The 21,223-nt window shown below is 56.3% G+C and carries 20 protein-coding genes; 5 read left to right on the top strand and 15 right to left on the bottom strand.

All coding sequences use genetic code 11. From position 1 onward, the window contains the following. Window positions 1-30 precede the first annotated feature (30 nt). Together NMA58_RS15415 and NMA58_RS15410 are read right to left on the bottom strand one after the other, a co-directional pair. Entirely contained in the window at window positions 31-507 is a 477-nt protein-coding gene (locus NMA58_RS15415) for a glycosyltransferase (RefSeq protein ID WP_434711026.1), read from the bottom strand. Further along, entirely contained in the window at window positions 504-965 is a 462-nt protein-coding gene (locus NMA58_RS15410) for a glucuronosyltransferase (RefSeq protein WP_434711024.1), read from the bottom strand. Before NMA58_RS15410 ends, NMA58_RS15415 begins: the two co-directional genes overlap by 4 nt. A 224-nt stretch (window positions 966-1,189) precedes the next feature. On the opposite strand from NMA58_RS15410, the gene NMA58_RS15405 reads away from it, so the two are divergent. After that, window positions 1,190-3,286, top strand: a complete 2,097-nt coding sequence (locus tag NMA58_RS15405; protein ID WP_434711022.1) for an acyltransferase family protein — start codon at window positions 1,190-1,192, stop codon at window positions 3,284-3,286. Window positions 3,287-3,519: 233 nt separating this feature from the next. Here the strand turns inward: NMA58_RS15405 and NMA58_RS15400 are convergent, their stop codons facing one another. From NMA58_RS15400 to NMA58_RS15345, 12 genes are all read right to left on the bottom strand, one after another. Then, complete coding sequence (locus tag NMA58_RS15400) at window positions 3,520-4,539, bottom strand: acyltransferase family protein (RefSeq protein WP_434711020.1); 1,020 nt, start codon at window positions 4,537-4,539, stop codon at window positions 3,520-3,522. A 139-nt stretch (window positions 4,540-4,678) separates the two neighbouring features. Beyond that, window positions 4,679-6,019, bottom strand: coding sequence for an O-antigen ligase family protein (locus NMA58_RS15395; RefSeq protein WP_434711018.1), 1,341 nt, complete (start codon window positions 6,017-6,019; stop codon window positions 4,679-4,681). A 24-nt stretch (window positions 6,020-6,043) separates the two neighbouring features. Beyond that, window positions 6,044-7,027: a glycosyltransferase family 2 protein gene (locus tag NMA58_RS15390; RefSeq protein WP_434711016.1), complete on the bottom strand. Its 984-nt coding sequence runs from the start codon at window positions 7,025-7,027 to the stop codon at window positions 6,044-6,046. Then, entirely contained in the window at window positions 7,024-7,908 is an 885-nt protein-coding gene (locus NMA58_RS15385) for a glycosyltransferase family 2 protein (protein ID WP_434711014.1), read from the bottom strand. The genes NMA58_RS15390 and NMA58_RS15385 overlap by 4 nt, the downstream gene beginning before the upstream one ends. 24 nt (window positions 7,909-7,932) lie before the next feature. Further along, the gene (locus tag NMA58_RS15380; protein ID WP_221164989.1) at window positions 7,933-8,871 is read right to left on the bottom strand and encodes a glycosyltransferase; all 939 of its coding nucleotides are present in this window, start codon (window positions 8,869-8,871) and stop codon (window positions 7,933-7,935) included. A gap of 76 nt (window positions 8,872-8,947) precedes the next feature. Next, complete coding sequence (locus NMA58_RS15375) at window positions 8,948-9,769, bottom strand: galactosyl transferase (protein ID WP_434711012.1); 822 nt, start codon at window positions 9,767-9,769, stop codon at window positions 8,948-8,950. 10 nt (window positions 9,770-9,779) lie between these two features. Then, window positions 9,780-10,811 (bottom strand): polysaccharide pyruvyl transferase family protein, encoded by a 1,032-nt coding sequence (locus tag NMA58_RS15370; RefSeq protein ID WP_434711010.1) that lies wholly within the window; start codon window positions 10,809-10,811, stop codon window positions 9,780-9,782. Between the two features lie 30 nt (window positions 10,812-10,841). After that, on the bottom strand, window positions 10,842-12,344 hold the full coding sequence (locus NMA58_RS15365) for a lipopolysaccharide biosynthesis protein (protein ID WP_434711008.1): 1,503 nt from the start codon (window positions 12,342-12,344) through the stop codon (window positions 10,842-10,844). A 142-nt stretch (window positions 12,345-12,486) separates the two neighbouring features. Then, entirely contained in the window at window positions 12,487-13,389 is a 903-nt protein-coding gene (gene pssM, locus NMA58_RS15360) for an exopolysaccharide glucosyl ketal-pyruvate-transferase (protein WP_434711006.1), read from the bottom strand. After that, window positions 13,386-13,892 carry an acyltransferase gene (locus tag NMA58_RS15355; protein WP_434711004.1) on the bottom strand — a complete coding sequence of 169 codons (507 nt, stop codon included), beginning with the start codon at window positions 13,890-13,892 and terminating at the stop codon, window positions 13,386-13,388. Before NMA58_RS15355 ends, pssM begins: the two co-directional genes overlap by 4 nt. Next, window positions 13,892-15,043, bottom strand: coding sequence for a glycosyltransferase (locus NMA58_RS15350; protein WP_434711002.1), 1,152 nt, complete (start codon window positions 15,041-15,043; stop codon window positions 13,892-13,894). Before NMA58_RS15350 ends, NMA58_RS15355 begins: the two co-directional genes overlap by 1 nt. Window positions 15,044-15,074: 31 nt before the next feature. Continuing rightward, a complete protein-coding gene (locus tag NMA58_RS15345; protein ID WP_434711000.1) occupies window positions 15,075-16,148 on the bottom strand; it encodes an endo-1,4-beta-xylanase in 1,074 nt (357 codons plus the stop codon). A gap of 203 nt (window positions 16,149-16,351) precedes the next feature. Between NMA58_RS15345 and NMA58_RS15340 the strand changes: the two genes are divergently transcribed. Next, window positions 16,352-16,705, top strand: coding sequence for a hypothetical protein (locus NMA58_RS15340; RefSeq protein WP_430958499.1), 354 nt, complete (start codon window positions 16,352-16,354; stop codon window positions 16,703-16,705). Between the two features lie 18 nt (window positions 16,706-16,723). Here the strand turns inward: NMA58_RS15340 and NMA58_RS15335 are convergent, their stop codons facing one another. Beyond that, complete coding sequence (locus NMA58_RS15335; RefSeq protein ID WP_434710997.1) at window positions 16,724-17,593, bottom strand: DUF6030 family protein; 870 nt, start codon at window positions 17,591-17,593, stop codon at window positions 16,724-16,726. A 536-nt stretch (window positions 17,594-18,129) separates the two neighbouring features. Between NMA58_RS15335 and NMA58_RS15330 the strand changes: the two genes are divergently transcribed. The 3 genes from NMA58_RS15330 (at window position 18,130) to NMA58_RS15320 (ending at window position 21,205) form a co-directional block, all read left to right on the top strand. Beyond that, window positions 18,130-18,762, top strand: a complete 633-nt coding sequence (locus NMA58_RS15330; RefSeq protein WP_097597089.1) for a class I SAM-dependent methyltransferase — start codon at window positions 18,130-18,132, stop codon at window positions 18,760-18,762. Between the two features lie 163 nt (window positions 18,763-18,925). Beyond that, window positions 18,926-19,351: a helix-turn-helix domain-containing protein gene (locus NMA58_RS15325; RefSeq protein ID WP_221113411.1), complete on the top strand. Its 426-nt coding sequence runs from the start codon at window positions 18,926-18,928 to the stop codon at window positions 19,349-19,351. Window positions 19,352-19,360: 9 nt separating this feature from the next. Further along, the gene (locus NMA58_RS15320; RefSeq protein ID WP_434710995.1) at window positions 19,361-21,205 is read left to right on the top strand and encodes a peptide antibiotic resistance protein; all 1,845 of its coding nucleotides are present in this window, start codon (window positions 19,361-19,363) and stop codon (window positions 21,203-21,205) included. The last annotated feature ends 18 nt before the right edge of the window (window positions 21,206-21,223 follow it).

Here is a 21,223-nt window from a genome sequence, read left to right as displayed (position 1 = left end):
GCCTGAGGGTGTCTGCACCTGTCGGCGGGTTCAACCTGCTGCGAGATAACCCTTCAAATAGTTGACCAGCGACGTCCGGCCGGCATCGGACACGTCTTGATGAGAGGGGCTGTCCAGGTCTTGGAGGAGATAGTCTTTGAGTTCGTCGTCGTTTTGGGCGACATAGATGCCCGGCCGACCGACAAGCTGGCTGACCGTGGCAAGCTGGTGGTCGTTTCGGTGCTCGCCAAGAGCCGCCTTCCGCGGAACGAGAATGATCGGTTTGCCGAAACGCTTCGCCGTGAGGACCGTGCCGATTCCCGCGTGAGAGACGATGACGGTGGCATCGCGAAAGACCCGATCGAAGTCCGCAGGCTCGATATTCTTGATCCATTTCATGTTCTGTGGAGTATAGGTGCCCTTGCCGATCTGAGCCAGCACCGGTCTGGTCAGATCCTTGGCGAAGATATCGACGGCCTTGACGAGGCGATCAAACGGCAGCTGCGTTCCGACTGTGACAAGGATCAAAGGACAGCTCCTGCGTAATGGGGGCCACCCGGCCGCGAGAGATGTTGCCATTGCGTGAGCCAGAGCGTTGCAATACGGCCGGCCAATTTTCCCGATAAGGACAGTTTTTCGACATTGGCGACGCTATCGATCCAGATCGTTCGCTTGCCCATGAGCCTGCCGGCCAACAGGCAGAACAGGCCTGGAGCTGCTCCCGTCGACAGGACGACATCGGGCTTCAGCTTGAAGACAATGTAGAACGCGCTGAAAAAACACTTGATTGACATAACGATCGAGTCTCGGCTGCAATCGGGCAAAACCAAGCCATTGCTGATATCGTACTTTTTTAAGAGACCGGGAATCGTGGTGGCGAAAAATACCTCGCTACCCTCGAAGGCCGCGCGCATAGCCATCATCTGTTCCCAGTGGCCACCTCCGGACGAAGCGGCGAGAATTTTCCGTTTTTTTCCGTCAGTCATATTAGATCCATCCTCGCACTATCTTGTGGTTCGCGCTGCTATGGTGTCTCAGCATATTTAGAGCCCGCTGCGAATTGTCCACATTTTGCGAGCCATGGGTTGGGGAGTGTGATTTCCTATTGCAATGCATCATTTTTGAATGCAATGCAATGCAAGTGGCTCGGCCGGCATTGACTTCGCGAGTGACAGTGTATCGTCTTGTATCACCTCGAAAGGACAATCGGATGCACAACAATCCCATACGCGCTTACCGTCCCGATATAGATGGTCTTCGTTCGGTTGCGGTCATTTCCGTTGTGCTGTTTCATGCAGGTCTGAGATCATTTTCCGGCGGATTCGTTGGTGTCGATATTTTCTTCGTCATCTCCGGGTATCTCATTACAGGACATATTTATGGCGACATTCTAAAATCGGAATTCAAATTCACAAGATTCTATGCGCGGCGCGCACGGCGCATATTGCCGGCGCTATTTTTCGTGTTGGCCGTTTCGTTTCTGATGGGTTTTTTCCTCCTGTCCCCGGGCGAGTTCAGGAAATTTTCGCATAGTGCCGTTGCGGCCATGTTAGGCTTTTCCAACGTCTATTATTGGCTTTCCAGCAACTACTTCTCGCCGGCATCCGACCAGCTGCCCATGCTGATGACTTGGAGTCTCGGCGTGGAGGAACAGTTTTATATGGTCTTTCCCTGGATCATTTTGTTCCTGAACCGCTACTTCAAGCAGGCTATTCTTCCCACGATCGCAACGCTTGTCGTACTCTCCTTCATATTTTCGGTTGCGGCGTTAAAGATCAATCCGGCCTTTACGTTTTACCTGCTTCCGACCCGCGCATGGGAGCTGGGGATTGGCGGCATTCTCGCTGTGATGGAGACAAAAGGTTTGCGTCTCGATCGGGGAGGAAGTGCAGTCGTCAATGCCATTGCGTTGATCGGCGCGATTTTGATTGTCGCACCGATCTGGTTCTACAACGACTCCACGCCTTTTCCCGGAACTGCGGCGCTTTTGCCGGTTCTCGGGTCGGCGCTGCTGATTGCGACGCCAAGCTCGATCGTGGCTTTTGCACTCGGTTCGAGGCCGTTCGTTTTTATCGGGCTTGTCTCATATTCCTGGTATCTGTGGCATTGGCCTCTTTTGAGCTTCGCCAGCGTCGCATCCGTCTGGCCATTGCCGCAATCGACGGCCTTGCTCATCGTTGGGATCTCATTTATCCTGGCGGTTCTAACGTATTATCTCGTGGAGAAACCGTTTCGGCGCCCGGGTCTTTCCAATGGCCGCACACTTTGGCGCTACGCAACTGCCCTGGCGGTTTTCGCGCTTCCTTTCGCCCTAACCGCGCTCCTGGCGGGTGTTCCACAGAGATTTGGTTCACAGGTTGCCAGGATTGAAGAGATCGCAGGCGGGCGTGAAGCATGCCTCGTATCTTATGGTGCAACCTCCCCAGCTTTCGGCCGCAACTGCCAACCTGCAGGCAATACCGAGCCTGCGATAGCTTTGATCGGCGACAGCCATGCGGCTGCACTTGCGCCCGGATTGCGAGCCATCGCGCAAGAGCGGGGCTACAAGCTTTACGTCTTTACCAAAACATCCTGCCCGCCGCTGACAGACGCCACGCGCTATATGCCCAACCATCCGCTCCATGCTGCAGAATGCTCGGCTTATAACGCCAAAGTAATGGGTTTGCTGCGTGAAAACGACGCGATCAAGAAAGTTATCCTAGCCGGGTACTGGTCTGCTCCGATGCGTGAGGCAGAGACCGGTTCGCGCTATATCAGCCTAGGCGCCAATGGCGCAGAGCAGGCCGAAAACCAAAATGGGCCGACCCTGGAGTCGGCACTTGCATCACAGGTCACCCAATTGCGGGCCATGAACAAGGATGTCGTCCTTCTGCAAGACGTTCCACTGTTCAACTTTAACCCTGTCCGTGCCGTGCTCCAGCGTGCGATACCCTTCAGAGCGGCGTTTGGAAGATGGCTCGACGGCAATCGTGATCTGACACCATATGACGCTCCGATGAAAGCTGTCGCGAATTTCAACGACCCGGTCAGGGATATCATCACGCGTGTGGCGGAGAAATCACCGCCTGGCGTGGTCCTGGTCGATCCTTTCGATGCGCTTTGCCCGGGAGCTCGGTGCAGTTTTTCCACCGCCGACGGCGCTCCGTTGTTTATAGACAACCAGCATTTATCGACGGTCGGCTCGGAAGTTGCCGCCAGGGCAGTCCTTCCGGCGGATGACGAGGAGAAGATGAGGACGACGTCTTTTTCCGATAAACAGTCTCGGGTGACCGGTATTATGAGGCATATTGATACGCCGGTACGCTAAATTCGCTTCAGCTCTTGTGTGAATGGTGGTGACTTTCACCTCTTAACATCCCGCAACGAATGAGCCCAAGCGCCGTTTCAATTAATGCGCTGTCATCACGGCCGCGACGCCGCGGGATCGAAAAATGGGCGGCTTCCAGTGCGCCGGGAGCCGTGCGTCATTCAAGGACGCACGATTAAAGCGCGTCGTTTTCAATATACGCATTGTGCTTTCCGAAAGATCGGGCCAAGGCGTTAAGCCGCAACAACCTTAGCTCTGAGGCTGATGGATTTGAGGTAGCGCCCCACTGGCTTTTCGATGAACATATAAATCAGAGCACCGCCACCGGCAGCGATCGCAACATCCATCGGTCGCCAAAACCAGAGATAGCGAAAATTTATGCCTGAAAGTGCGGTCAGATCACTCAACAGTGTTCCACTCAAGGTAAAGAACAGTTGCTGAAATATGTAGATCGAGAACGACGCAGCACCCAAAAACCTCAACCACGATACGTTGGGCGCCCAGCCAAGCCTCTCGCTCGTCAGCGCCGCGACGACGACCAGCACCGCAAGCCCACTCCATGCAAGCCTGCCCAGAAGGTGCGAGCAGGCAAACAAGCTGCCGGCAAGAATTATGGATATCAACACGGCCCGCAATACCGAAACATTTTGCAGCGTCAAGCCGTATGTTCGCCCTAAAATCGCACCCGCCAAGAACTCAAGGAGAAGAGAGTTGGTATAGATCTTAAAAGCTGCGCCTTGTGGCGGTGCGATCTGTCCCAACGTCACCAGCGCAACGAAGCACCCCGTCAGTGCCCAAATGCGGAGATCTTGCCGGATGAACAGAATAAGAGAGAACACGGCATAGAAATACATCTCGTAATTCAGGGTCCATCCCTGCAGGATCACAGGCCAAGTCTCTCCGTCCATGTTCTCGTATGGAATAAAGAGCATGGAGGAGATCACAGGAATGATACTGGCGTCATATTGATGAACCGGAATTCCGATCCACACCAGAAGGCCGGCGGAAAGAATCGCGATCCAATACATCGGAACGACGCGAATAACTCTATCGAGCAGGAAGGCAGAAGGGCTTTTGTCTTTCGCGTCAGTTGTGGCGATCATAACGAAGCCACTGATAACGAAGAACAAGTCAACGCCATATGCCCCGATCCAAAATATCTCGAATCGATGGTACAGCAACACTCCGATGGCTGCCAAAGCTCGAAGATATTGAAGTGATAAAATCTCTGGTGGTCTCTGTTTGGTGAGCATCCCCTTGCCCCTTATTCGCGCGCGACCTCACGCGAAAACGGGCCGCCGGCACGCCAGCATTACCCCTTGTCGTGACGGCTGTTGGTTCTTTCCTGTCGACTGTATTTGGTATTGTTTCTCAAATAAATAGTTAAAACTTCTATCCACTGTGTGTGTTCATCGACGAGCCACCGCTCTTCGTTCTGCTTAGCGGAAGCGAGACAACCAGGTAAGGCCAGAGAATGACTGGCGCCAGCATCATTCCCGCTTCCATCATTGAGCCAACTACGATCAGAAGAATGATTGCAACTTCCTTGGAGTGTGTGGCACGAAGCTCAGTAGAACGTTGGATCGTTACTAGACGGCCGCCCAAACGCTGAAGGATAAAAGCTGTCCAGGCAATCATGCCCGGAACCCCGATGTTGAGGGCAAGTTCCAAGTAGGTGTTATGGGTGGAGCGTGCGTCGAAGGTCAGCGAGACATATTGCTCCATAATTTCCGGCTGACGGAAAACGGCAAAACCGTAACCAAAAAGAGGGCGGTCATATACCAGAGGCAGCAATTGTTCCCAGATATTGGTGCGTCCGGAAAAGGTAAGGTCTTTTCCAAATGCGTCCGCAATCATTTGCGCAACGCCAAGATAGGCGAAGGATGCCGCCACTCCCAAAATAATGCAGAAGAAGAAAACAATGAAGGAGCGCGCCAGTGAGTTTCTCACGGTTTGCATCATACGTGAGCCGATCAATGTGGCCACGCCGATAGCTACCATGACAACCGCAGTCGAAGATTTGGAAACAACGATGAGTAGGAGAGTACACAGCAACGCCGCCCAGCGTAGAAGTTGGCTATAGCGTAATGGTCCTCTCGGCATTCCCAGTGATAGCATGGTTATGAAACTGACGGCACAAAACTGACCAAGGCCGTTCTTGTGGTAGAATAGACCCTTAACCATGCCGGCATAGGATCCTCCCATCACAGCATATCTTGGCAAGGCCACGGTATACAGGATGTTCGCAAACGCCGCGAACATACCAAAGGTCGCCAGAAGCCGGAATGTTTCAACGCTGCCGTATCGATGCCGGTAAAGCAACGGCGCTACTGTCAGCACGGCGACGGCGGCAATGCCGCGCACGGACGCGCTAAAACTGATGGAAAGCCCAAGGGAAACGATTGAAATTATAATAACGACGAAAACCAGAACCGGTATTCTACGAAAATAGGAAAGGAAACGGTTTGGTTCCAATACGAAGTAAAGGCCGATCAGCGGAATGAGGCTGTACAGCATCAGTTTCTGTGCAAACGGATCAACAGATGCATCTTCATTGAAGTTCGAGGGATAGCCGTACCACATCCCGGTTGTTCGCAAGAGTGTTAGATAGAACATTCCGGTGAGGAGCACGCGGATAAGCGTTTCCTTTCTGATACCGCGACGTGGCCGCGGTCGGACGACTGGCCGCAGGATGACTTCCTGGTCCGTAAGATAAGAATGGCCGAGACTCATCCGAGGGTACTCCTGCAAACAGTATCAGAAGGCGGCATTGGGCCGGTATTCCTGGTATGCGTGTCCGAAAATTCCGTTCACCATGCCGGCACCGCGTAGCACATGGGTGAGTGCCCGCATGCCCCAATAGGGGGAAACCAGGATCGCCGGCAGCATGACCAGCCCAAGCATCACTCTCGTGGCGCCATAGGCCGCGCGATAGAGCCGGCGCTTGAGGTTGCCGTGCAGGACTTCGCTGACGGCGAAAGTGTTGCCGAGCCGGTATTGTCGCTGCAACACCCATTTCCAAGTCATGCGGCTGGCGGGAACGATATCATAGACGAGCGCCTTATCAGCCCAGAAAACCTGCATGCCACGACGAATTGCCTGATTGAAGAAGAGATAGTCAGTGCCGCCGGTGAAGCGCATTTTCTCTTCGAAGCGCAGATTCCACGAGCGGATGAGGGGATAATCGAACATGACATTGTTCGAAGCCGCATAGGAAATGCGCTGACCGTCCTTGTTCTTCTTGCGCTCGAAAACCCTTGCCTTGATGAAATATTCCGGCGGGTTCTCGGGATAGACCGGCTGGACCGGACCGTAGACGCAATCGGCGCGGTATTTCTCCCGGGTCTCCAGCATCGCATCGAGCCAGCCGTCAACCGGCCATTCGTCATCATCGAGAAAGCAGAAGAGATCGGTGCCGGCAGGGGCCGAATCGAGCGCGCGATTGCGCGCAAAGGGTATGCCCTGGTTCGGTTCGACGACATAGATCAGATCGTAGGCGCCCGCTTGGCCAAAGGCCTCGACCGTGGCTCTTGCGCTGCCCGCAGCATCGTTGTCGACGATCACCATCGTCAGATGATAGGGGCGAGCCGGATGCTTAGTCTGGCGCGTCATCACATCGAGCAGCTTGGCAATCCCGTCGAGCCGCCGATAGGTCAGCACGCCGACGGCGATGTTCAACGGCGACGCGCCTGACGGATCAGTTCCCGCTGATGAATGCGGAAAGGTGTCCTGCTGGTTCATGACTGTCCTCTCCGCAGCATATTGCCTACACGCTTGCGCGCGGCCATCAAGGCCACTTCGTTAACGGCATCATCGCCGAACGGACCGCCGGCCACGGTGTTGCGAGCTTCGCTCCTCAGTTTCAAGAGCGATGTCGTTTCAGCGATGCCTCCGGCCACCAGGCTCTTGCCCAGCGCATGCAGCCCATCATAGCGGCGCGCCAGCTCCAATCCGGTGGCGATCATGATCCGAGGGCGCAGTGTTTTTGCCCTGCTCGTGCCCGTATAGCGGTTCGAAGCATGAATGCGCTGAAAGGTCAGCGGCGTTTCGACGATGGCGCCGCGACCGAGATAGGCGGCTGCAAACTTGATGTAATTATCGCTGAGCACGACGTCTTTCGCGACGGACATCGGCAGGATCTGGGACAGGAGGTCCAGACGGAAGCTCAAGCCGGAGGTCGGCACCGGAAGCGAGGGAAAGCCGCCCCTGCGCAGTGTGTCCCGTTTGTCGAACAGCGTCACCTGCAACTGCGCGGGAGGCCGGTCGTCTTCGTTAGTCGTTACACGGTCGAAGCACCAGTCAATCTCGTTGTGATCATAGATCTCGGCAATGCGCGCGAGTTTGCCAGGCAGAAACGCATCATCGGCATCGAGGAGAAAGAGGATATCGCCGCTTGCAGCCGCAAAACCCGCATTAAAGCTTGAGGCCTGGCCGCCATTTTCCTTCAATACGGATTGGATCTGCTTGCCGTAGGAAGCGAGGATCTCCCTGGAATCATCCGTGGAGCCGTCGTCGACGACAATCACCTCGTAGTCGGGATAGGTCTGCGACAGGACGCTGTCGATGCATGGGCGCAAGAACTGCCCATAATTGAAATTGTTGATCAGCACCGAAAGTTTCAAATTACCGCCTCCTGGGCCAATCGATCACCGCCCCAGCGGCGCGTATCGGCGAATTCCGGCACGATACCCGCGCATGTAGTAGTATTTCCAAATTGCCCAGAAACGCTTCTTCGATCGCGGCAGCAGATAGAGGAGGGCTGCACGGAAAGCCCACTGTGCGCTTTCGATCCAGGTCGGCAATGGAACGCCACTTATCCTCACGCCTTCCGGCACCTCATCAGGAAAGAGTGCCGGCATGCCGTAGCCAAGCCGCTCGCCGCGTTTCTGCACCCAATCCTCGGTCACGCTCGACGCCGGGATCCAGTGGTGAACCACGGCTTCGGCGCATCGATAGGATTTGGCTCCGCCCGCGGCCAGGCGGATGATGATTTCAGCATCTTCACCCATCGCGAACATCTTTCCCGGAAGAGGGCCGATATCTTCTCGATAGCGTACGCTCGTCCCCAGCAACTCTCGCCGAACGATGGTGTTCGGTCCCCAAACCTTTGTCGGATCGCACGGCCCGCTTTGTGTTTCATCGACGATCGCGAATGTCGATCCCATGGGAATCCAGTCGATAAAGCGGTCCTTCGGCTCCTCCTCCCAATCCGGAACGATTCTGCCGCCGAAGACGCCATAGCTCGGATGGGCTGCGGCACAGTCGACGATCGCCTTCAGCCAATTTGGTTCGGCACGGATATCGTCGTCGGTAAGGACAACGAGATCCCCCTTCACCCGATCCAAGGCCAGATTCAGCGCGCTGGACTTTCCCGGCTTGCGCTGCTGCAGGATGGTGATCGGAAGCTTTTCGCTATACGATTTCAGAAGGTCGAACGTATCGTCCTTGCTATTGTTGTCGACAGCGATCAACTCCCATCGATCATGGGGAAGCTCCTGGCTCACCAATGAATCCAAAGTATGGCGCAGCCGGCGGCTGGCGCCATTATAGGATGAAAAGAGCACGCTGACGAAAAGATCCGACATCAGTTACCAACCCTTTTGGTGAAGTCGAAAGAGAAAAGCCTCATGATTTGCTGCCTATGCCTATTGGACGGGTTAGCTATGCGGGATTCGAGCGCGCCCTGCCGAAGAATTCGCGCCGGTAACCGTCGCCGAGAACCCTCAGCTTGCGAAAATTGCGCAACAACCGTCGCGGCTTCAGAAGTACGCCACGATTGAGAAAATACTGCCGCATTAAGCTCGGCGCGCGGCTGTGCGATCCGCCATGAGCGACCCGGTAGACTGCTCCCCGGAAAGGCAGCTTGGCCAGGGGCGCTCCGCGCTGGGCAAGAATGTCCGCAATGCGGACGTGGCTGCCCAGCATCGACTTGATCCAGTCGAGAGAGGCGTCTTCAAACCGCTGCGGCAGTTCATACAGATCGGCGCGAATGATCAGCGAGGTGCCGCAGAGATGGCTGAAGTCATCATGACCGAGCAGAAAATTGCCACCGTCGTCCCAGATGTAACCGTTGTCGATCGTCCATCCGTTGGCATCCCTATTTTCCGATACATATTGCACGATCCGGGAGCTGACGAAGTCATCATCATCGACAATCATGAAAAAGCGGCTGTCGGTGGCTGCCAGCATGCCGCTCAAGACGCGCCGGCCCTTGTCGGCGCGGAACGCATCAAGGAAGTCTTCCTTGCTGCCTTTGCCGAGTTCATGCATGTCGTTAGGGGGAAAGGTCACGCGAACGGCGGAAAATTTCTCCGGCAGATCGGGTAGATCGGCGCCTTCGTTGGCTACGATGATGCCGCGCCAATCTCCATTGGTCTGATTGGAAATGGAGGCCACGGTCTGGCCGAGATTTGCCTTCAGCTTGCTCCAATCGCGCGCGTTGTCCTGATGTCGGACCGGGATGATGAAGGTGACAAGTGGCATCGAATTCCCCTTAAGCCCGCAGGCCCACAGCTTCTTTCTCAGCGACGCGTCCGTTGGCAGCCTGCTGACGCGCCCACTCGATTCCATCTTCGAGCGATGTCGCTTTGTAGGAAAGGTCGGTTCCGCCGGAGAAAGCATTCATGAAGCGGCGGATCTTTCCATAGCTGTTGTCCAGCACCGCATGCGGATGGCCGAGCAGCAGCGAGCAGATATGGACGTGCAGGCGGTCGGTCACGATCGCGCGGGCACGCGAGATCTGGCTGATGCCGCGCTCGAAGCGGTTATGAGCCGCAGCGTCCAGTCGGCGCAAGGCAACTTCGCTCGGTTTCAATGCGAGATAAGCCGAAGCTACGCCTAACTTCTTCGCGATTTCCACCTTACGCTTCGATTCCGTAATCCAGTCTTCCACAGGTATATCGGAAGGAATCTTGCGATCACCGTCGCCGACGCGTTCCGCATCCTCCCGCAGCATCGCGAGGACGGGAATCTGCGTCGCCCTTTCCGGCAACGGGCCGATGGCGAAGGCCATATCCGGGCACAGCCGCACGGTGCAGTCGAAGTGCTTCTCGGAAAACTCCTTCGATTCTTCATCGCGCACCAGCAGTACAAAATTCTTGTGGCGTCCGATGGCCTTTTTGGACTGCTCGATGCGGTCGGGCGAACTGTAGTGGATCGACTGCGGGAACTGGATGATCTGCCGATCCGGGAAGCGTTCCATGATCATTTCGCGGAAGTCCTGGTGGGCGACCCAGATATCGCCGAAATTGCCGCCGCCGTGAATGAAGATCGGGCCCGTCGGCACACGCCGTTTCAGCTCGTCGGCGGAGAAGTCGTAGAGCCTGGAAACATAGTCAGGGCGCTTGCCGAAGCGATCCCTGAGATAGGCCATCTCTCCCAGCCAGATCGCCGAGTCGCCGCAATTGCGGATGTCGGGAAAGTCGAGAATCGCAAGCGGTTCATCGCGCGAGACATAGTCCTTCAGGCAATCATGGATCATGCCGTTGAGTTTTGCGATCAGCTCCGGTCTGGATTGGCTGGTCATTCTGCCTCTCTTGTTGATGTTCGTTTAACTTCAGGCCGATTTGGGTACGGCAATACGTTTTGCTTTTGACAGGAACTTGACAACGATACGCTGAACTTCAGTTTCCGGGCCATTTGGCTTCTTCATCGCCACCCAGAGAACAAAGCTCGACCCGGCGTAGATGATGCCGCCCGTAGTGACGAGGAAGGCGAGATAGAGCGCCAGGTGCAGCTTGTCGGTGGGCATGCTCAGAATATGCGACAATCCCCAGACGCCGGCGGCCATCAAGGCGACGCTGGCAAGCGCGCGGAAGTTGGCTGCGAGCTGCTGGAAGAACGGCAGATTGATCAAGCGCTTGACGAGAAACATGTTGACCACGGTGGAAATCAGGCCGGTCAACACGCGGGCATAAACGACGCCCGGAAGCCCGGCCATCATCAGGCCGGCGATGATGATGGGAATGCGGACCACCAGCATCTGCGTGTCGCGGATGAACAGCATCTTCGTATGGCCCTTCGCCATGCCGAGCGGCTGGACGAGCGAGCCGAGGGTCTGCAGGGCAAAGACCGATGCGAGCGCCTGGACGATGAAGATGGCGGGAATCCACTTCTCTCCCAAGGCAAGCCGCATCATCGGCTCGGCCACCACGGCCATGCCGATGCCCGCCGGAAGCGCCACGGCGGCCAGCAGCGCTTGTGCCCGCTGATAGGCTGCGATCAGCCGGACCGGATCGTTGCGGACCTTGGAGAAGCCTGGGTAGATCGTCTGATTCAACGGCGCAGTGGCCTCGCGCGTCGGCAGCGTCGAAAGGGTGTTGCCGACCGTGTAGTGGCCGAGCTGCGTGGCGCCGAGCAACTTTCCGATGAGCAGATATTCGATCCGCCAGTTCAGCGTGTTGACGATCTGTCCGGCCGTCAGCCACACCGAGAACGAAAACAATTCGCGTGCGTGCCGAAAGGTGATGCGCGGCCAGAATGGCAGGACGGTGTAGGAAACGATGATATTGGTTACCTGATAGGCGAGGGTGCCGATCACGAGGGCCCAGTAACTCTGATAGATGGCCGCAATGGCCACTGTCACGATGAAGCCGACCAGCTTTTGCGAGACGTTGAGGACGAATTCCTGCCAGAAGATCAGATCGCGCTGGAGCATGACACGGCGCGGATTGGCGAGACCGCTCAGGAGCAGGCTGAAACTCAAGGCAAGCATCACGCTCGTCAGCCGCGGCTCGTTATAAAATTCGGCGATCGGATAGGACGCGGCGGCAAACAGCAGCGCCAATATCGCGCTTCTCGTCACGCTCAAGGTCCACACCGCGCTGAAGTGCGTTTCGCTGGGCGACTCGTGGCGGATAAGCGCCTGATTGAGCGAGAGTTCGGTGACCGAACTCAGAATGACCTGGATCGTCGTTGCAATGGCGACGAGACCGAAGTCAGCCGGCACCAGATACCAGGCGAGTACGAAGGTGCTAAGCGCCGAAAGGCCGTTGACAATGGCGCGGGACAGACTCAGCCACATGCTGCCCTGAATCAGTCGGTCGGTAACACTGCTCATGGGCGGACGGCTCCTGAGATTGACCAGTTAAGTGAGCCGTAGGCCAAGCCACAGAGCTTCTTGCCCTTGCGAGAGCAGAAAGTGTTGCTAGCGTCGGAAAGCATCATGCCTTCTTGCCTCATGAGGGACCCGGTTTGCGACTTCACAGGGCGCTTACCGCCTTCTTCGAAAAATCTTGCTTCAGCCGATCCAACTCGATCAGCATTTTCTCGTGCGCTCTTACGATAGCCTCGTCGGAACTGAGCTGTCCCGGCTTCTCAGCCACCCGCTCCAGCGTCTTGACGGTCGAGCCGAAAACATAGTTGCCGGTCAGCTGCCGAATGCGGCGGTGACGGAACGTGATGTTCTTCAACAGATATGTGTTTTTCCGCACCAAAGATGCACCTGCTTCGACGAGGTTCGACGGGCCGATCGGATCGAAATCGATCTCCAGGTCGAGCGCACTCGCCCAATCATGCCACTTGGCGCGATTGCCCGGCGCAATTGGCCGGATCGCCCGCCACGGAACGCGCAGCGCATCGGAGATGATGCAGCCATGCATTGCTTCTGAAACGACCTTGTGCGATGCGCTGAGTTCGCTCAGAACCTTTTCCACCGACCAGCGCGGATCGATATAATGGATGCCGGCAAGGTCGCAGACCTTGTCCCAGCTGCCGTACATGGCGCTTTCGTAGTGCGGCATGAAAGAGACGGGGTAGCGCTTCTCAACCCTCCTTGCATCCCAGCAACTGCGCGTCAGGATGCCCGAATCGCCGATGGCGTAGCTCGGATCGATGCCGAGGGCCTCGGCGGTCTTTTTTCCGCGCACGAAATAGAAGGTCCAGTTACCGTCGACCTTCGGCGCGTTGGTGTAACCGCCATAACCCGAGCCGAAGACGATCTTCTGTATGTTCGGGTCGAAATTATCGTAGAGGATGGAACCGATACCAAGAAAGAGCTGGCTTTCATCATCGTCGAAGAAGTCCGGCAACAGCCGTTCCCAGAGCCAATGGTTCAGTTCGTCGCCGAAATTCTCGTGTTTCCCGCGATAGGCAAACATCTTCATCGCGCTTCTCCTGTCGGCAAATGCGTCACCAGCTGCGTGACGGTCTCGTCCTCTCGGGCCATGCGTCCGTAACGCGAAATGATCTTGATGTCGCTGCGGATTATCTTAGCCGGGTTGCCGGCCACGAGCGAGCGCGGCGGCACACTCTTGGTCACCACCGAGCCGGAGCCGATGACGCATTCGTCGCCGATCTCCACGCCGGGCAGGATGATGCTGCGGGCGCCGATGAAGCAGCGTTTGCCGATTCTGGTGTGAAGATAGAGCCCGCGTGTCAGGTCGTGGGTCAGGATCGCCGCTTCAAAGGCGACATAGGTTTCAGCGCCGATATGCAGCCCCTTCGGATTGGTCTTGTCGAAGCGCACGCTCAACGAAAAGCTGGCAGTCGGATCGATGTCCATACCCCAGAATTTCGTGTAATAGAGCCATTTGGCCTTTACGATCCCGTTCCGCAGCGGCCGAAATACGTTCAGTCCCCACTTCGGCTTCTTTCCTATCTGCACCATCAAGTCCGACCCCGGCTGGCAAATTCGTCTAGAACGGAACTGTAATAGTCCTCTAGCATCCCCGTTTGACGACGTATGTCGAAACGCTCGGCCACCAAAAGCGGTGCCCGCGCGCTGAAGGCTGTCCACAGAGCCTGATCGTTGAGCAGCCGTCCGACCGCTTCCGCCATGCCCGCGACATCCCGCTCCTCCACGAGATAACCAGTTTTCCCCTCTTCGATCGCTTCGCCCACGCCTCCCGAGCGGAATGCGACGACCGGAGTACCGACGGCTTCGGCCTCCAGATTGGCGAGGCCGAAGGCTTCCGCGTGACCATTGTCGAGCGTCACGCTGCCATGAAGATAGAGTTCCGCACTGGCGAGCAGATCCCTTATCTCTGTCTGCGACAGATTTTCATGGATCGTGACGCTTGGCAAGGAACGGCGCGCCAAGGCTTCGATTTCCTCCTTCAATGGTCCCTGTCCGACCATGACGAATTCAACCGGGGTGCCGGCGGCCGCCACGCGTGAAAGCGCGTCGATCATGAAGCGGTGGCCCTTATAGTCGACGAAACGGGCAATGGAAACCACCAGGCCCTTTTTTCGTGGACGCGGTTCCATTTTGAAGAGATCGAGATCGATGCCGATGTGATGGCGAAAGACGCGGTCGGCGCGGAAGCCGAGCGCCAGCAGCCGCTCTCGGATGAAATCGGAAACGGCGATGTTCCAGCTGTTCCAGCCTGCCATCTCGCTCCGGCCCTTGGCGAAGAAACGCACCTGATTGAAGCCGCCCGGTTTTTTTGGATCGCCGCGATAGGTGGCGTCGAAGCCATGAAACGTCGTGACGAGCGGCTTGCCGGCGGCGCGCGCGAGCGGACCGATGACATAGCCGTTCTTGCCGAAATGGGCATGGACAAGATCGGCTTGGCTGATCGCGGGAAAGAGAAAAGGCAGGCCGACCTGCGGGATTTTCAGAAGCAGCTCACCGGCCCGCGCAACGGGAGACCGACGAATGTCATGAACCGGGACAGTCGATTTTTTTGTATGGGCGGAAGAGATTCGCGAACCGGCAAGAATTTCAGCTTCGAAGGAGCGAAACGCCACCGCCTGGTTGAGAACAAATGCCTGGCTGGCAGGCAAAAATTTTTCCACATAAATAACGGCTTTTCTCATGAATCTGTTCGCGTCTCCACTGTCTTGGCGATCACATTGCCTCTATTGCCCGCTTGATGCCGTCAATCGAACTTCTCGGATCGTTGTTATCGTCGTAAAGATTAACGCGCTTCGTACATGCCGCGCCGGGGTTGGTGTCCGTCTCGTCAAGCCCACCATATTTCTCCGACATGCCCCAAACGGTGGCGCCTTTCAAGTCACCACGCTCGGCTGCGACGGTGATCACGTCACCGAAAATCTCGGCATAGGAGACCGGCGTGGAGCTCTTGTCGCGGTTGAGGAAATGGCAGGACGCATCGAGTTCGGTGATAAAAACCCCGATACCCATATCCTTCAGCGTTGCACAGAATCGGCCCATTCCCTCCGGATCGATCCGATCGAGACCGGGGCGGAAATGCGATTGCAGCCCGACGGCGCCGATCGGCGTCTTTCTGGCGACGAGATCCTCGACAATCTTCAGGATGCGTGCACGCTTCTGTTCGAACACGTCGGATTTTTTCTCCAGGTGCGTCTCGTTGAGAACCAGCATCGCGTCGGGATTGGCTTCGTGTGCCATGTCGAAGCTCATGCGGATATAGTCGTCGCCAAGAAGGCGTCGGAAAACGCAGTCCCGCAGATCCGGCACATCATATTCCAACGGCTCGTTCACCACATCCCATGCATCGATCGACCCCTTATAGCGACCGACAACCTGTTTTATATGACGGTTCATCGCCGCCCGAATGGTCTCAGCATCAGTGATGGCGGACACCCAGTCGGGCGTGCGATACCAGACAAGCGTGTGTCCATAAACCCGCATGTTGTTTTTGCGCGCAAACGCAACGATTTGATCGGCAGGGCCGAAGGAAAAGGCGCCTGGCATCTTTTCCGTTGCCTTCCACTTCAGCTGATTTCGCGGCGTTATCGAATTGACGTTATCGATGTATATCTGCGACGCAATCGGATTGCCGACATCCGCCGGATCGATGGCCGAACCGAATCGAAACGATTTTCTGTCGGCAAGGGCGCGTAGCCCCGCGGACGGCGGCACCTGCGCCAAAGCCTGACCCGCGCGCGCATATAACAGGGCGAGCGGAACGGAGGCGAGGAAACGTCTTCTATTCATTCTTTCTCTCACTGTTGGCTGTGTTTAACGTCTTCGGCGGAATCGAAGGCCAAACTTGCGGATTACGATCCATCGCGGCTTCGACCTTAATTAATAGATCGGTACAAATTCCGACGTATTTTCAGCGGCGTGGATAACGACGGCAATTTCTAGATTTCTTTGCATAAGCCAAGATATTAAACCGCTGCGGGAGAGAGCTCGTTATGGAAGATTGGTTTAACTATCTGATGAGCTATGCCGCTTTTTTTATGGCGACTGTTCGCAGCGGCGTATTCCTTCTTGATGATCGTCAGTTCGCCGCGTTTGGTCTCGGCGTTGTCGGCATCATTCTCCTCCTCTTCGGCGTGCTCGTCAGAACCTCGTTGCGATTGCGTCAATCGGCACGTGTCGTTCGCTCGCTCAACGACGAACTTGCGCGAGCTACTCAGGACCTCAATGTGGAGCGTCTCTGGCGTCTGGCCGGCGGTGAAGGGGCCGAACGGCCAGGTCCAGACAGCTTGACGGAGCTTTACGGGATCCTGTCCCGGCATCACGGTGATGCAAGTCGCATCGCCTGAGGTGGGCTGCATGCGGCTCTAATTGCGATTTACTGCCGGCGGCTCTTGATGGGGAAGTTCCGGCTGCGTGCGGTTGGCCGCAATTGCGGGCTCCGGCGCGGGAAGCCATGTTCTGCCGGAAAAGTAATTCCTCGCCCTTTTCTGGGGGGCTGAGACTGCCTCCAGCGAGAGGGTAAAATTGTAGCGCTCCGGATTGAGCACCTCGTGGGTGAAGGCGATATTTGCTCCGAAGCCGTCTTCCTTGACGTCCTTCAAGTTTTTTATCGCATTCAGGGTCTCATGAAAATCGAGCCATTGCGGTTGAAGCAGCATGGTTTCGAAAACTCGCAGGATCGCCGGATCGAGCTGGCCATTCTGATCCGTTCCGGGATTGACGATCTTCACGCGCATGCTGCTGATCGTGCCGGCGGCATCGCCACGAACAATGACGAAGATGGAATTCGCGAGCTGATCCTTCTCGCGCTTGGCGCTGTGCTCGTAAAAGCACTCGAACGTGTCGGCGTTGAAGCTGGCCGCCGCCCATTCGCTGGTCTGAACGCCCGCTTGTCGCAGCGCCGCGCACATTGCAGGCCCTGATATGCGCCATGTGCGCAGAAAAGCCGACGCGGTCTGTGCCATGGGCGCTTCGGTGGCATGCAGAGGAAGCTTGTAGGTCGCCGGCGGCGCCGGTCGGGGAAGCGCTTTGGGCGGCGGCGGCTTAACCTCAGGGGGGAAAAGATCGAAGCCGAAATAATGGCCGATCGCCCTCAGGTGTTTCATGTCGTTGGACAGAAGCACCGTTCCGATGACCAGCGAGAGGGAAATCGTCAGCAGCAACCAAAAGATCACGGGAATCCGCGGTTTTCCTGCCGGCTGTTTCGCATACGCGGGCGACGAATTATCGGGCAAGCTTGTCTTCTCCGGCACGCGAGAAGGGTTTCGTTGGTCTGTCTGGATCCCAGCAGTATACATGATCCGGTTAAATATCTTTTGGCTTCGTGTCTGCAACCGAGCGCCCTTTCATCCGCGCCCTCATGAAAAGCGCGCGATCGGTTCGCCGAGAGCGCTTCAACAGCATTTCAGTCGAGAATTCCAATACAGCATTCGGCAATTCGGCGAGAGATAGCCGCGGATCTTGCCGCTTCTGTGGTCGCACAGGGGCGTCGTCCGCATTGAATTGAAATAAACACGAGTTTTTTGAAAAAATTGTTGAATTGACACCATTAGTTTCGTCTATCAGTCGATCATATTGAGATATTTAGTGTCATCGTCAGGCAAAACGTCTCAATTTCTGCGATTTTTTCGCGTATAACGTTTAGAATTATTTGGTGAGTTCTAGATTATGCCGAACATATATTTGTATGCTGACGAATTTAGGCGAATTCGATCAAATTTTCGACGTATTAATCGATAGGGTTTGCGTGCAACAGCAGAAAGGAGAGACCATGTCCATCGAGCTAGACGCAACCACCTATATTCACGCCAAACCGACAACCGCGCACTCCTACATCTTGCCTAAAATCTTCGATGTACTGGAGAATCATTTCGACGGCTCAGCGGAAAATGACGTCTTCGATCTGGGATGCGGAACCGGCGGGGCTGCAGCGACTCTTGCGAAAGCAGGATATGATGTCGTCGGCGTCGATCCTTCCAGCGACGGGATCAGCAAGGCCAATATCCGTTATCCCGGCCTGGCGCTGAGCGTCGGCTCGGCCTATGACGACCTGTCCCGGGAATATGGCAACTTCAGCGCCGTTATCAGCCTGGAGGTCGTCGAGCATGTCTACGATCCGAAGAGCTTCACCGCGACGATGTTTGATCTCGTCAAGCCCGGCGGCATCGCGGTGATATCGACGCCCTATCACGGCTATCTGAAGAATCTTGCACTGGCTGCGACGGGAAAAATGGACGATCACTTCATGCCGTTGAGGGATCACGGGCATATCAAGTTCTGGTCGAAAAACACATTGCGCACACTGTTGCTGGAGACCGGCTTCGCTAACGTCCGTTTCGAATATGTTGGAAGAATTCCTGTCTTTGCCAAATCAATGATCGCCGTCGCCGATAAGCCGCTTTAGCCGGGCGGCGCGACATTGCGCGGTTCGCCGCAGTAGTCCAGAGGTTGTTCTACTGCGTGCTGTGATGAAAAAAACCGTTCTGAAATATTTACTTTTAGTTGCATTCTTGCTTAAACTCTCCATTATACAGCCGGCGTATTGATGAAGCGGGAGACTTAAGCAGATGAAGGCCAAATCGCCGAATTCCATCGATGTCTATGTTGGCAACCGCGTGAGAGTTCGGCGAAAGACGCTCGGCATGACCCAGCATGGCTTGGCCGAACTTCTTGGCATCACCTTCCAGCAGATTCAAAAATACGAAAAAGGAACGAACCGGATCGGCGCCAGCCGCCTTCAGCGCATTTCCGAGATCCTTCGCGTGCCGGTCGGCTTCTTCTTCGAGAACGGCGGTTCCGGGCCGATGGAAGGCGAGACGAGCGAATTGAACAAGTTTTTGTCCTCGAAGGAAGGGCTTGCGCTCAATAAAGCGTTCATCGCCATCGAGGATCCCAACATCAGGCAGAAGCTGGTGGCTTTGGCCAAAAGTCTGGCGATGACGGGATTGTCCGATGTCGATAGCGACCTGCAGGATCCGGTTGTACACAACTGAGGATGGACCGTGCTTCATCTGCAGACATTTGGCGATCTGCGGCTGACTGAGTCGGATGGCGAGCCGGTTCGCTATCCGATCAAAGGTCTGTTGATGATGGCCCACATCTACGCGGGTGCGAGCCATGAACTCAGCCGTTATGAACTGGCCCAGTTTCTATGGAGCGACGTCGAGCCCGAATTGGCGCGGCTCAATTTGCGCAAAATGCTGTCCCGCATCCGGGAGATGGACGGCGGACGCACGGAGGTAGCCTTCGATTTCACTGCCACGACGGTTTGCCTCAACAAGGAGGTGGTTTCCAGCGATCTGGATGTCTTTCGAGCCGGCGGCTCGCCGCTGGATCGACTACAGGCGATCGCCGAATCGATGCAGCGCGGCTTCATCGGAAATATCAAGCCGGCGACAAAGCAGATAGATGCTTGGATTAGGGCGCAGCGGGACGCCCATGCGCTGCAATTGCGGCAAGCATTGCTGGAGGCGCTGCCCGATGTGCAAAAGCCGGGTGCTGCGCGCATCATTTCCAGCGCCGCCCTGCAAATCCTTGAGCGGGATCCGAATGACGAGCAGGTCAGGACATTGCTGCATCGGCTATCCGGCGGCGCATCGTTCGGCGAGAGATTGCCGGAAGGCGGCGGCCAAACAAGGGTGGAGGTGAAGCGTCCCGAGCCCGGCAGCCAGCCGACCGATATCGAAGACATACCGCCGATCCCGAGGATCCTTCCCCGTCTGGTGTTGCTTCCCCCGACGGCGAAGCACGCCGATGCCGGACTTGCACTTGCCAACGCCCTGATCGAAGACGTCACAATCGAACTCTGTGCCCTTCGGCATATTTCCATCGTCGCTCCGCATACGGCCGGACAGATCCGCCGCGACTCCGAAAAAGCGGCGGTGGTCGCCAGGCACTCGATTGCCTATCTTCTCGACACCCGATTTTCCGAAGAGGGATTGTTCGCCCAGCTGATCTACTTCCCCACGGATGAGATCGTCTGGGCCAATCGCTTTAAGATGACCCCCGATATATTGCCGCGTCAAAGGCGGGTTATCGCCCAGCAGTTGACCGAGTCGGTGGCGCGTGAGCTGGCTGAAAACGAGGAGGAACGGCTACGTTTCGAAGCCAATCCTGAAGCTTATCACGCCTATCTCGTCGGCTCCAGCCTGATGAGCAAGCTGACGCTGCCGCATATCCGGCGAGCAAGGAAGGCGTTCAAGCAGTCGCTGTCGCATAAGTCGGATTTCTCCCCGTCCTTTACCGGGCTGGCAAGAACTTTCACCAGCGAGTGGCTCGTGACGGCGCAGGGAAACAATGAGCTGCTGCACCTGGCGGAGCAGCATGCTCTTCGCGCAATCGAGCGAGATCCGGGATCGGCAGCGGGCCATCGCGAGCTCGGGGTTACCAGACTTTATCTCGGTGATGTGGATGCCAGCGTCGCAGCCCTTCACTTGGCGGAAGAGCTCAGTCCGCATTTTGCCGATGTCATCTACAGTCATGCCGACACGCTCGTGCATGCATCCCGCCCCGGCGACGCGCTCGCCAAGATCAGAAAGGCAATTTCGCTCAATCCGATCGCACCTGACGCCTATCTCTGGTGTGCCGCTGGAGCCAGTTTCTTCCTGGAACAGTATGAAGAGGCCATCGCCTATGTTGAAGCGATGAAAGACAAAGCGCCGGCCCATCGTATCGCCGCGGCCAGTTGCGCAATGATTGGCGATCGAAAACGGGCACTCTTCCATCGGCAGCGCGCCGAAAGCATCAACCCGGTGTTCGACGTCGAGAAGTGGCTCGCCATCGTTCCCTTCAAGGAGCACTGGCAAAAAGAGCTATATCGGGAGGGCCTGTTGAAGGCTGGTTTTTAACAATAGCTGAGGGGCATA

The sequence above is a fragment of the Rhizobium sp. YTUHZ045 genome, from assembly GCF_051124255.1.
GTDB lineage: Bacteria > Pseudomonadota > Alphaproteobacteria > Rhizobiales > Rhizobiaceae > Rhizobium.
This window is presented reverse-complemented; position numbering and strand designations above follow the sequence as displayed.

Bases quoted from the DNA above. Each gene is read 5' to 3' on its own strand.
- NMA58_RS15410 (WP_434711024.1), bottom strand. From the start codon at position 965: ATGACTGACGGAAAAAAACGGAAAATTCTCGCCGCTTCGTCCGGAGGT.
- NMA58_RS15405 (WP_434711022.1), top strand. From the start codon at position 1,190: ATGCACAACAATCCCATACGCGCTTACCGTCCCGATATAGATGGTCTT.
- NMA58_RS15400 (WP_434711020.1), bottom strand. From the start codon at position 4,539: ATGCTCACCAAACAGAGACCACCAGAGATTTTATCACTTCAATATCTT.
- NMA58_RS15395 (WP_434711018.1), bottom strand. From the start codon at position 6,019: ATGAGTCTCGGCCATTCTTATCTTACGGACCAGGAAGTCATCCTGCGG.
- NMA58_RS15390 (WP_434711016.1), bottom strand. From the start codon at position 7,027: ATGAACCAGCAGGACACCTTTCCGCATTCATCAGCGGGAACTGATCCG.
- NMA58_RS15380 (WP_221164989.1), bottom strand. From the start codon at position 8,871: ATGTCGGATCTTTTCGTCAGCGTGCTCTTTTCATCCTATAATGGCGCC.
- NMA58_RS15375 (WP_434711012.1), bottom strand. From the start codon at position 9,769: ATGCCACTTGTCACCTTCATCATCCCGGTCCGACATCAGGACAACGCG.
- NMA58_RS15370 (WP_434711010.1), bottom strand. From the start codon at position 10,811: ATGACCAGCCAATCCAGACCGGAGCTGATCGCAAAACTCAACGGCATG.
- NMA58_RS15365 (WP_434711008.1), bottom strand. From the start codon at position 12,344: ATGAGCAGTGTTACCGACCGACTGATTCAGGGCAGCATGTGGCTGAGT.
- pssM (WP_434711006.1), bottom strand. From the start codon at position 13,389: ATGAAGATGTTTGCCTATCGCGGGAAACACGAGAATTTCGGCGACGAA.
- NMA58_RS15355 (WP_434711004.1), bottom strand. From the start codon at position 13,892: ATGGTGCAGATAGGAAAGAAGCCGAAGTGGGGACTGAACGTATTTCGG.
- NMA58_RS15350 (WP_434711002.1), bottom strand. From the start codon at position 15,043: ATGAGAAAAGCCGTTATTTATGTGGAAAAATTTTTGCCTGCCAGCCAG.
- NMA58_RS15345 (WP_434711000.1), bottom strand. From the start codon at position 16,148: ATGAATAGAAGACGTTTCCTCGCCTCCGTTCCGCTCGCCCTGTTATAT.
- NMA58_RS15340 (WP_430958499.1), top strand. From the start codon at position 16,352: ATGGAAGATTGGTTTAACTATCTGATGAGCTATGCCGCTTTTTTTATG.
- NMA58_RS15330 (WP_097597089.1), top strand. From the start codon at position 18,130: ATGTCCATCGAGCTAGACGCAACCACCTATATTCACGCCAAACCGACA.
- NMA58_RS15325 (WP_221113411.1), top strand. From the start codon at position 18,926: ATGAAGGCCAAATCGCCGAATTCCATCGATGTCTATGTTGGCAACCGC.